Source organism: Corallococcus exercitus, from assembly GCF_003611585.1.
Taxonomy (GTDB): domain Bacteria; phylum Myxococcota; class Myxococcia; order Myxococcales; family Myxococcaceae; genus Corallococcus; species Corallococcus exercitus.
The window spans coordinates 1-10,757 of record NZ_RAVW01000344.1; the positions used below are offsets into that span (position 1 = coordinate 1).

General features: G+C 72.4%; 6 protein-coding genes. 2 read left to right on the forward strand and 4 right to left on the reverse strand.

Features of this window, described 5'->3' with window-relative positions; all coding sequences use genetic code 11:
• The first annotated feature begins 156 nt into the window (after positions 1–156).
• Both D7W79_RS31320 and D7W79_RS31325 read left to right on the forward strand, forming a co-directional pair.
• Positions 157–4,254 (forward strand): TOMM system kinase/cyclase fusion protein, encoded by a 4,098-nt coding sequence (locus D7W79_RS31320; protein ID WP_244222074.1) that lies wholly within the window; start codon positions 157–159, stop codon positions 4,252–4,254.
• A complete protein-coding gene (locus D7W79_RS31325) occupies positions 4,251–4,670 on the forward strand; it encodes a BMA_0021/BMA_0022 family TOMM bacteriocin (protein WP_158617093.1) in 420 nt (139 codons plus the stop codon). Before D7W79_RS31320 ends, D7W79_RS31325 begins: the two co-directional genes overlap by 4 nt.
• Positions 4,671–4,697: 27 nt before the next feature.
• Here D7W79_RS31325 and D7W79_RS31330 read toward each other — a convergent pair whose 3' ends face one another.
• The 4 genes from D7W79_RS31330 to D7W79_RS31345 form a co-directional block, all read right to left on the reverse strand.
• Positions 4,698–6,098, reverse strand: a complete 1,401-nt coding sequence (locus D7W79_RS31330; RefSeq protein WP_120529043.1) for a SagB/ThcOx family dehydrogenase — start codon at positions 6,096–6,098, stop codon at positions 4,698–4,700.
• A 10-nt stretch (positions 6,099–6,108) separates the two neighbouring features.
• A complete protein-coding gene (locus D7W79_RS31335) occupies positions 6,109–7,266 on the reverse strand; it encodes an amidohydrolase family protein (RefSeq protein ID WP_120529044.1) in 1,158 nt (385 codons plus the stop codon).
• A 3-nt stretch (positions 7,267–7,269) separates the two neighbouring features.
• Complete coding sequence (locus D7W79_RS31340; protein ID WP_147442140.1) at positions 7,270–9,222, reverse strand: B12-binding domain-containing radical SAM protein; 1,953 nt, start codon at positions 9,220–9,222, stop codon at positions 7,270–7,272.
• A 3-nt stretch (positions 9,223–9,225) separates the two neighbouring features.
• Positions 9,226–10,757, reverse strand: a 1,532-nt coding sequence (locus tag D7W79_RS31345; RefSeq protein WP_120529046.1) for a TOMM precursor leader peptide-binding protein, incomplete at its 5' end; no start/stop codon positions are given.

Genomic DNA, 10,757 nt, shown 5'->3' on the forward strand with positions numbered 1-10,757 from the left:
GCTGTCACTCAGCCATGACATCATCGTGCAGGGCCACCAGGGTACCTTCCGCATGGAGACGGTGCCGGGTGAGTTCACGGAGTTCGTCATCACCCTGCCCAGGCGGGGGGGACGGTCATCAATGGAGCGAGGCTCGGGAACGCGATGAAGAACCCCATGGATCCCCAGCTGCTGGAAGCCTTCCACGGCCGGTATGAACTCCTGTCCGAGCTGGGCGAGGGCGGCTTCGGTCGCGTCTACAAGGCCCGCCAGGTGACCACCGGCCAGAACGTGGCGGTGAAGCTGCTCAGGCTGACGGACGGCGCGACGCCGGAGTCCGTGGAGCGCCGCAGCGCGCGCTTCGAGCGCGAGATGAAGCTGTGCGCGCAGATGCACCACCCGAACATCGTGCGGCTCATCGACTCGGGCCGGGCGCAGGGCGGCGCCGTCTACTCCATCTTCGAGTTCGTGCCGGGGAAGAACCTGGCGCAGGTGCTCGCGGAAGAAGGCGTGCTGGACCCGGTGGAGACGCGCCACCTGATGCTCCAGCTGCTGGACGCGCTGGCGTGCGCGCACGCGCAGAACGTGGTGCACCGCGACCTGAAGCCCGCGAACATCATGGTCGTGCCCACCGGCGCCCGGCGCAACGCGCTGGTGCTGGACTTCGGCATCGGGTCGGTGACGGATGAGCTGACGCGCGCGGAGCCGCAGCCGCGCATCACGTCCACCAACGAGTCGCTGGGCACGCCGTCGTACGCGGCGCCGGAGCAGCTGCGCGGGCAGGCGCCCACGCCGCGCTCGGACCTGTACGCGTGGGGGCTGGTGTTCCTGGAGTGCCTCACCGGCAAGCGCGTCTTCGAGGGCGCCACCGTCGCGGAGGTCATCTTCCAGCAGCTCTCCACGGAGCCGGTGACCATCCCGCCGGCCATCGCGGCGCACCCGCTGGGCAAGCTGCTCCAGCGCGCGACCGCGAAGGACCCGTCCCAGCGCACCGTGTCCGCGGAGGTGCTGCTGCGCCAGCTGGAGGCGGTGGACGTGTCCAACCTGCCGCGCCGGCCCGCGCCCGTGCGCATCCAGCCCGCGGCTCCCAACGCGGAGACGGCGACGGTGGAGCTGTCCAGCCGCACGCCCAACGCGCTGTCCACGCGCGCGCGCCGCTGGGCGGAAGGGGAGCGCCGCCAGCTCACGGTGGTGTGCTGCACGCTGTCCGCCACGCAGACGTCGCCGGGGCCGGTGGACATCGAGGAGCTGGACCACGTGCTGGGCGCCCAGCAGGAGGTCTGCATCGAGATTGCCCGGCGCTACAACGGCCACATCGCCAGCGCGCTGGGCGACATCGTCCTCTTCTACTTCGGTTATCCGGCGGCGCGGGAGGACGACGCGCGCCGAGCGGCGCAGGCGGCGCTGGACATGGTGGCGGAGGTCCGGCGGCGCGGCCGCGCGATTGAAGCCGAGCGCGGCACGCGGGTGGAGATCCGCGTGGGCCTGCACACGGGCCTCGTGGTGTCGCGCGAGCAGCGGGACCCCACGCTCTCCGGCCTGGGCTTCGTGGTGGGCACCACGCCGAAGCTGGCCTTCCGGCTGTCCACCTCCGCGCCCTCGGGCGCCATCCTCGTCACGGGCGACACGCAGCAGCTGGTGCGCAAGCACTTCCCGCTGGAGAGCGTGCCCGCGTCCCCGAACGAGCTGTTGCCCCCGGGCCTGGAGACGTTCGTGCTCCAGGGCGCGGACGCGACGTGGAGCGGCACCGACGACGCGCTGACGCTGGTGGGCCGCGCGCGCGAGCTGGACCTGGTGCTGTCGCGCTGGGAGCAGGTGCGCGCGGGGCAGGGGCAGGCGGTGCTGATTTCAGGCGAGCCGGGCATCGGCAAGTCGCGCCTCACGCGCGAGCTGGGAGACCGGCTGGGCGCGGAGCCCCACACGTGGCTGGAGGCCCGCTGCACGCAGGACGGCTCGGGCCAGGCGTACATGCCCGTGGTGGACCTGCTCACGCGGATGCTGGACCCGAACCGCGACCTGTCGCCCGAAGGCCGGCTGACGGGCCTGGAGGCGCTGCTGTCCGGCTACAGCTTCGATCTGCCGGAGACGCTGCCGCTGTTCGCGTCGCTGTTGTCCCTGCCGCTGCCGCCGGAGCGGTGGGCGCCGCTGGACGTGTCGCCCCTGAAGCACCGGGAGCTCACGCGCAACGCGCTGCTCTCGCTCCTCGCCGCGATGGCGGAGCGCCAGCCCGTGGTGCTGGCGATGGAGGACCTGCACTGGGCGGACCCCTCCACGCTGGAGCTGCTCAAGGCGCTGGTGGAGGAGGTGTCCTCGTCGCGCCTGCTCGCGGTGTTCAGCGCGCGGCCGGAGTTCGAGCCGCCCTGGGCCTCGTCGTCCGTGACGCAGGTGCAGCTGGGGGCCCTGGCTCGCGCGGAGGTGGAGCGCCTGGCCACCGCCGCCGCCGGAGGCCCGCTGTCCGCGGAGGCGCTGGAGGAGATTGCCACTCGCACGGACGGCATCCCGCTGTTCGTGGAGGAGCTGGTGCGCACGCTGCGCGAGTCCGGCGCGCTGGTGGAGCGCGAGGGCCGCTTCGCGCTGGACGCGGGCAAGGCGGGCGCGGCGGTGCCGGGCACGCTGCGTGATTTGCTCGTCGCGCGCCTGGACCGGCTGGGCCGGAGCAAGGAGACGGCGCAGATCGCCTCCGTGCTGGGCCGCGAGCTGACGCATGAGCTGTTGCGCCACGTGAGCCCGCTGACGCCCGAGGCGCTGGAGGCGGACCTGGAGCGGCTGGTGGGCTCCGGGCTCCTGCACCGCAAGCGCCGGCCGAAGGGGCCCGTGTACCTCTTCAAGCACGCGCTGGTGCGGGACGCGGCCTACGACTCCATGCTCAAGCGGTACCGGCAGCAGGTGCACGCGAAGACGGCGGAGGCGCTGGAGGCCCACTTCCCGGAGCAGGTGGAGTCCCGGCCGGACCTGCTCGCGCACCACTGGGCGGCCGCGAACCTGAAGCGCAAGGCCATCGTGTACGCGCAGAAGGCCGCGTTCGCCGCGCTGGTGCGCTCCGCCTACCTGGAGGCCATCCTCTTCGCCCGGCTGGGCCTGTCGTGGCTGGACGCCATCGACGACCCGGTGGAGCGCGCGCAGCTGGAGCTGAGCCTCAACGGCGTGCTCGCGCCGGCGCTGATGTCCACGCAGGGCTGGCGCTCGCAGGACCTGCGCACCGTGGCGGAGCGCTCGCTGGAGCTGCTCTTCACGGTGGGGGAGAGCCCCTACGCGGCCCCGACGCTGTGGGTCCTCTCCATCTTCTACCACCTGGGAGGTGACCAGCGCCGGGTGCGCGGGCTGCTCGACAGGCTGGTGGCGCTGGCGCAGCGCACCGGGGACGCGGGGCAGGAGGCGGTGGCGCTGACCATCCTCTCCAACATCGAGCTTCTGGAAGGCCGGCTGGGCGAGGCGAAGGCGAAGGCGGAGCGCTGCCTGGCGCTGTTCGACCCGGTGGCGCACCGGATCCACCGCATCCTCTACGGGCAGGACACGCGCGTGGGCGGCGAGTCCGTGCTGTGCCGGGGGCTGTGGCTCTTGGGCTTCCCGGACCAGGCGAAGGCGCACGGCGAGGCCGCGGTGGCGTGGGGCCGCGAGCTGAACCACGGCACCAGCATCGGCCTGTCGTTCATCTACCTGCTGCTGATGGCGCAGGAGCACGGCGACCGGGCGGAGGCGCTCCAGCTCATCTCCCAGCACGCGGAGCTGTCCCACCGCTACGGCCTGCTGGAGCAGTCCGCCTACGTGGGCATCCTGCGCGGCTGGGCGGCGAAGGACCTGGAGGCTATGCGGCGCGGCGTGGCCATGCGAGAGGCGTTCGGCACGGAGATGGACCAGCCGGGCTACTACGCCATGCTCGCGGAATTGGAGCTGGAGCTGGGCCACGTGGAGGCGGCGCTCGCCACGGTGGAGCACGGCCGGCAGCGCGCCCAGGCCCTGGGCGAGGCGTACCACGAGTCCAAGCTGCTGCGCGTCAAGGGGCAGGTGCTGGTGCAGCGGGATGGAAACACTGCACCCACCGCGGAGGAGTGCTTCCGGCAGGCGGCGGAGGTGGCACACGCCCAGGGGGCGCGGATGCGCGAGCTGCAGGCCGTCACGGCGCTGGCGCGGGTGCTCCAGGCCTCGGGACGTCAGGAAGAAGCCCGGCAACGCCTGCAAACCGTCTACAGTACCTTCTCCGAAGGATGGGGAACGCCGCCCGTCTCGGAGGCCCGCGCGCTGCTGGAAGCGCTGGGAGGGAGAACGCTGACATGAGCAAGAAGAAGCCGGAGTCGAAGGCCGCGCCCGCGCCCGCACGGGCCCGCCCGGTGGCTCGCAAGCCCACGCGGAGCGCGGGGGCCCAGGCCACGGTGAATGACTGGCAGGCCGTGTGGATGCGCGCCGTCGCGCTGGCGTGGAAGGAGCCCGAGTTCGAGGCCGCGCTCCAGAAGGACCCGCGCCAGGCCCTCAAGAAGCGCTTCGACTTCGACCTGCCGGCCAGCATCCACCTGAAGGTGGTCCCCTCCACCGCGAAGGACGCGGAGGCGAACAGCACCTGGAAGGTGAACAGCGCGGAGGTGGAGCTGCACCTGCCGAAGAAGCCGGCCGACGTGGCGGACCACGCCGTGGCCCTCTCCAGCCTCACCGACACCTACGGCCGCTCGCACTGCTGCGGCAGCCCCTGCTGCTGAAAGCCGCCGCCCGGCTTCAAGCCGGGCTCAGGGGGCCGGGTCCGGAGGATCGCCCCCCGACACGGCGAAGGCGCCCACGCTGGCCTCGCCAAAGCCGTCCACGCCCGCCACGCGCTGGAAGAAGTCCGGATCGCTCCGGCCCAGCGCGTAGGGCCTGAGGCCCAGCGCGGTGGACACCAGGTAGAGCGTCTGCACCAGCGCTCCGGTGTCCTGCAGCACCAGCGAGTACGCCAGCGTCTCGTACTTCCACGCGAGCCGGGGCACACGCGCGGCCACCACCACCAGCACCTCGGGCCGCTCGTAGGGCTCCACCGGCGCGCGGGCTTCGTCCAGCAGCGCGTGGAACTCCGGCGTGGGGCCGCTCAGCTTCTCCAGCCGGTGGCCCAGCGGGTCGTAGTGGTAGGCGCCCGGGGCCAGGCCCTGGCACTCGCCCACCAGCGGGTACAGCTCCAGCGCGTACGCCGCGCCCGCGCTGGGGTAGGGCCGGTCGGTGATTTCACCGTCCTGCGTGGTGCGCACGTCGCGCACGCGCGCGGCGCGGTAGAGCAACTCACCCAGCTGCCGCACGGTGAGCGGTGTGGCGCCCCGGCCGCGCAGGCTGCGGCGGGCCTCCACCACCTCCGTGAAGGAGCGGTCCTCGGTGCGCAGCGCCGCCAGGTCCGGCCGGTACAGCTCCACCGTCTCCACCGTCACTGACGGCTTGATGGCGGGCGGGTTGGGCAATTCGCCCCGGAAGCGGTACGTGGCCCCGGCGCGCGTCTGGTGGCCCCAGCCGCGCGAGCGCAGGTGGAAGAGCAGGTCGTGCGGCTCCCACTGCTTGAGCGCCGTCTGCGTCTCCTCCGACGCCGGCACGTCCAGCCCGTTGGGGACCAGGATGCCTGTCTCCGCCAGCAGGCGCACCAGCTCGCGCAGCGTGAAGGACTCGATGCCGGTGTTGAACTGGTTGAGCCGCGCCAGCAGCGTGGGGCGGGCCATGTCGAAGAGCAGCGACACCACGCGCCGATCATGCAGCGCCGCGGTGGCGTGCACCGTAGGGCAGTCCAGCACCGCGCGGCCCTCCGCCATGCGCGTGTGCGCGAAGCGCGACAGCTGCAGCGGCTGGGTCGCGTCGAACGTGGCGCGGTGGCGCAGGAAGGACGCGGAAGCGGGCGTGAGCGTCAGCAGCAGGTTGCCCCGCTCCTCCACCGTCCACGACAGCAGGCCGCCGTCGCCCGCCAGGTCCAGCCAGTACCACGCGAGCGTCGTGTCGGAGCCCGCGGCGGCCGGCACCTCTCCCTCGTGGATGCCTCCGTCCGCGAGCGACTCGAAGACCGCGCGCACACCGGGGGCCAGCGGGCCCAACCGCAGCGAGCGGCCAGGGCCCTCCACACGCGCGTCCTCCGCGTCGGGGCAACGCAGCGCCACACCTTCGGCGAGCGACAATCTCATTCGTGCGGCCTCACCGCTCCACGCCGTAGAACCGAGTCGGGTTTTCCCAGAGAACCTTTCGTAGACGACTTTCGGTCATCACGTCACGCAAGGACAGCAGTGACCCCAGCACATCCTCGCCGTGGTCCAGGTGGGGGAAGTCGGTTCCGAAAACCAGGCGGTCCTCCGGGAGGTGGCGCACCACGTCAGACAGGTACGGCTCATCCGGCTCCAGGGAAACAAAGCAGTGCTGGCGCAGGTAGGAGGAAGGGAGCTGTCGGATGGTGGCGGAGACCTCTGCACCCACAGCGCGATATTCCTCGTCCAGCCGCCACGCCCAGTACGGCAACCAGCCGCACCCGGCCTCCATGGCGCCAATCCGCAGGGCGGGGTGGCGCTCCAGCACCCCTCCCTGGAGCAGCGCCAGCAGTCCCATCATCAGCTCCATGGGGTGGGCGCAGACGTGGTTGGCGAAGCGGGTGTCGAAGCGGTCCGCGCCCGCGGACGGCACATAGACGTGTCCGCTGCCGTGCAGCACCACCGCGAGTGAGAGCTTTTCGCACTCGGCCCAGAAGGGCTCGTAGGCGGCGTCGGACAGGAGCCGGCCGCCGATGGGGTTGGGGCGCACCATGACGGCGCGCCAGCCGAAGCCCGCGACGCGGCGGACTTCCGCCACCATGGCCTCCGGCTCGTGGCGGCTGATGAGCCCCACGCCCCGCAGGCGCTCCGGCTGGTGCGCGCAGAAGTCATGCAGCCAGGTGTTGTAGACGGACGCGAACGCGGTGGCCACGTGGGGCTTCAGGGGCCAGAAGCCCTCCAGGAGCAGCGCGTAGGTGGGGAAGAGGGCCGCCATGTCCACGCCGTCGCGGTCCATCTGGGCCAGGTACACGTCCGGCCGCTGGAGCAGCTCATTGCGGCCCAGCTGCGCGTAGGCGCGCGCGGAGAACTCCACCCAGGCCTTCTCCGGCATGTGGTTCCACAGCGGCTTGCCGTCCACCTCCGGCAGGGGCTGCACGGGCAGCAGGCCCTGGGGGCCCAGCCGCTCCAGGCGCTGTTCCAAAGTCTCGTCCGGCAGGCGTCCCGGCCGGGGCGCGTGGCGGCGCAGGCCGGGCTCCAGCTGCTCCGCCCACAGGCTCAGCGGCTCCAGGACGTGTCGGTCCGCGTCGAAGATGCGAAGGCCGTCGCGCATGCGTCAGGGTCCCCAGCTCGCGAGTTCGTCGCGCACGTCCTTGAGCAGCGCTTCCAGCAGGCCGGTGCGGCGGGCCTGGGTGCGCAGGGCCTGCTCCTCCGCGTCCTCCAGCGTTCCCGCGCGTCCGCCCCGGGCCTCGACCGCGCGGTCGCACAGCTCGCGCAGGAACTCGTGGTGCTGCGGCTGGAGCGTCTGGAAGCCCTCGCCCCAGCGGGCGACGAAGTCCACCAGCACGTCGCGCGAGGCCTCCGGCACGTCGCGGCGGTCGGGCAGGTCGCGGCTCAGGCGCACGAAGAGGTCCGGGAACACGTCGCGCATCGCCGTGGCGAAGGTGGCCGGGACGTAGACGGGCTGCGTGTCCGGGACGAGGTCGCCCTGGCGCTCGGCGGCCAGCACCGCGTCGAAGTCCGTGAAGAGGCGCTCGTGCCGGCGGCGCTCGTTCTGGTTGCGCGCGAGGAAGAACACCGCGCGCGGCAGCATCGCGGGGGCGGTGCGGCGCACCTCCGTGAGCGTATCTCCCAGGGCCTGGCGCTCTCCCGGCGTCAGGGCCCAGGCGGCGGTGACCTCGCGCAGGAAGCGGTCGGTGACGGCCTCCGGCCATTCGGGCTCCCGCACCTGGGGCGGGCGCTGGATGCCGGCGATGAAGCCCCGGATGCGCTCGCAGGCGGCGTCCCAGGTGGACAGCCGCTCCACCAGGTCGCGGAAGCCTTCGAGCAGCTGGGGCCGCGTCATGCCCAGGGGCATCACGTTGAGCACGATGGCGCCCCGGTCCTTCGAGTGCGCCTTCCGGGGCGTGGCGAGCCGGCCTTCCGCGCGCAGCCGCGTCCACAGCTTCGTGCCGCGCGGAGCCTGGAGCGGCGCCACCACCACCCAGGGCAGGTGCGTGCGCTGGATGTTCGCGTGCAGCGAGTCGAAGACGGCGGGCGTGTCGTGGTCGAACCCGACGATGAAGCTGCCCCGGGGGCCGATGCCGTGCGCCTGGATGCGCAAGAGGTCGCCCACGAGGTCCGCGCGCACGTTCTGGTGCTTCTGCGCTTCCTTGAGCGCGCCCGCGTCGAAGGACTCGATGCCCAGGACGACGGTGTAGAAGTTCGCGTCCGCCATGCCTTCCAGCAGCGCGGCGTCGCGGCTCAGGTTCATCGTCACCTGGGTGAAGAAGCGCAGCGGGCGGGGCAGGGCGCGGTTCAAGGGCACCAGCCCCGCGAGCACCTCCTTCGCGTAGCCCGCGTCGCCAATGAACTCGTCGTCCGCGAAGAAGACGCCCTCCGCCCCCAGCGCCGCGTGGGTGCGCACCTCCTCCAGCACGCGCTCCACCGGCTTGTGCCGCTGCTTGCGGCCGTACAGGTAGATGACGTCGCAGAAGGAGCAGTCGAAGGGACAGCCGCGCGTCGTCTGCACGGAGCCCCACGCGTAGCGCGGGAAGTCCGCCGCGACGGCATCCCAGCGCGGCAGGGGGCTCTCGCTCAGCGACGGCTTGTCGAGCTGGCGGTACTCGGGGGAGTACTCGCCGCCGAGCCAGTCCGCGAGGAAGCGCGGCCAGGTGCGCTCCGCCTCGTTGACGAAGAGGGCGTCGAAGAAGCCCCGGTAGTCCTCCGGCGCGGCGGAGACGGCGGGGCCGCCCGCGACCACCGTGGCGCCCCGGTCGCGGAAGAGGCCGCCCAGGAAGCGCGCCTGGTAGGTGAGGGCGGAGTACATCACCGACACGCCGACGAGGTCGTAGTCCGGCAGCTCCGTGTCCGCGCGCAGCTGCCCGTGCAGCTCCTCGTCCCAGATGTCCACGGTGAAGGCATCCGGCGTGAGCGCCGCGAGCGTCGCGCAGGCCAGCGGCGTCATCGTCGCGCGCTTCACCAGCCCGCGCTCGGGGTCGAAGTCCTCCGTCTCACGGTCCACGTGGCGCCGGTCGGGGCCGCACTGGACCAGGAGGAGGCGTGGCTTGGGTTCAGGAGGCGATGCCATCACTCAGAAGTAGAAGGGCACGGGGTTGAGCTGCGCTTCGGTCCTCGGGGCCTTCAGCCACCCCATCCGCACGGGGACGTCATACAGCCGGCCAGGGCCCAGCCGGCGCCAGAAGTGCCGCAGCCCCGGGACGATGACCTTCACGGCGGATACGCCCACGTCCGGTCGTGATTGCTCCACCACCAGCGTCTCCAGTCCCACGCGCGCGGCACGGGCCACGCACTCGCGCACGTCGTCGCGCAGGTCGTCATGCCACACGCGCGGGAAGTCGGCACGGACGCGCGCGGGGACCGACTCGTCCGGGAAGAGCCAGGTGACGTCGTCGTGCGCGCTGGAGTCCCATGGCGACGGGGACGTGTCCTTCGGGTCGTAGCACTGGGCCACCTCCGTGAGCGCGCGCTGCACGGCGAGCTTCGCGTCGAAGTGGCAGCCGCACCCGGCCCAGGCCCGCCCTCGCTCCGGGGACCACGCGAGCGCGACGAACACCGGGATGCCCAGGTCGTGCGTGAGGTCCAGCACGGACAGCTGGACGCCGAGCGACTGGTAGTGCGCCTCCACGGACGCGAACCATGGCTCGTCGAAGGAGCGCAGGTCCACGCGCGGACGGCGCAGGCGGTTGTACCACCAGAGCGCCACTGCATCGCGCTCCACCAGCTCCAGGAAGCCCTGGAGGATGGCCTCCTCCACGCAGTTGCCCGCCGCGTTGCCGTTGGAGTTGAAGAGGCAGAACGGCCCGTCGCCGAGCGGAGGCGTGGGCGTGAAGAGGTACGCGAACGACGTGGGCACGTACTTGTGGCCCCCGTGCGTGAGCGACCACGCGGGGCTCCAGTCCATGGGCTGATCCGCGTAGGGCAGGGGCACCGCGGTGCGCATGTCGCGGCGGGCCGCGCCTTCGAGCCTGTCGGGCCGGGCCTGGAACTGCGCGGCGCTGAAGTGCTGGAGCGCGTCCGGGTGCACGGCCTTCGCGCCCAGCTGGGACGCCGTGGCGTGGACGCGGGGCTCGTCGCCCTGGAACACCGCGCTGTAGCGCTCCAGCGCTTCACACAGCGCGCCCGCGCGGGACTGGGCCTCCGTGCGGCCCTTGCCGCTGGCCACGCGGTGGAAGTCGTCGGAGGCCGGCGCGTCCGTCCAAGGGCATACGCGGAAGACGGCGGAGTGGATGTGGCCCAGGGGCGCGTCGCCTGGCACCGCGCGCAGGTCGCTCACCACGCCCGTCACGGGACTGATCAGGTGGCGGTGGCGCTCCCAGGTCTCCTCGGGCGTGAGGATGCGGTGGCCGCCGTCGCCGGTGAAGCGCTTGGGGCGCGAGGCCAGCTCCAGCGGCGCCTTCGCGCGCGCCTCCATCCAGTGGGGGTCGCCGCAATCCGGACACTGCGGACGCCGCGTCACCGCGTGCGACTCCAGCTTCCAGGTGGCGAAGTCCAGCGTCCACAGCCGTGTCTGGCCTCCGCCGGTGGCCCCGTCCACCACCCAGCGGGCCACGAGCGTCGCGGCGAAGGACAGCCCCGCCTGCGCGGTGGTGGGCAGGCCGGTGC

What these genes read in the sequence shown, in the direction of transcription:
- D7W79_RS31320 (WP_244222074.1), top strand. Translation starts at nt 157, where the DNA reads ATGGATCCCCAGCTGCTGGAAGCCTTCCACGGCCGGTATGAACTCCTG.
- D7W79_RS31325 (WP_158617093.1), top strand. Translation starts at nt 4,251, where the DNA reads ATGAGCAAGAAGAAGCCGGAGTCGAAGGCCGCGCCCGCGCCCGCACGG.
- D7W79_RS31330 (WP_120529043.1), bottom strand. Translation starts at nt 6,098, where the DNA reads ATGAGATTGTCGCTCGCCGAAGGTGTGGCGCTGCGTTGCCCCGACGCG.
- D7W79_RS31335 (WP_120529044.1), bottom strand. Translation starts at nt 7,266, where the DNA reads ATGCGCGACGGCCTTCGCATCTTCGACGCGGACCGACACGTCCTGGAG.
- D7W79_RS31340 (WP_147442140.1), bottom strand. Translation starts at nt 9,222, where the DNA reads ATGGCATCGCCTCCTGAACCCAAGCCACGCCTCCTCCTGGTCCAGTGC.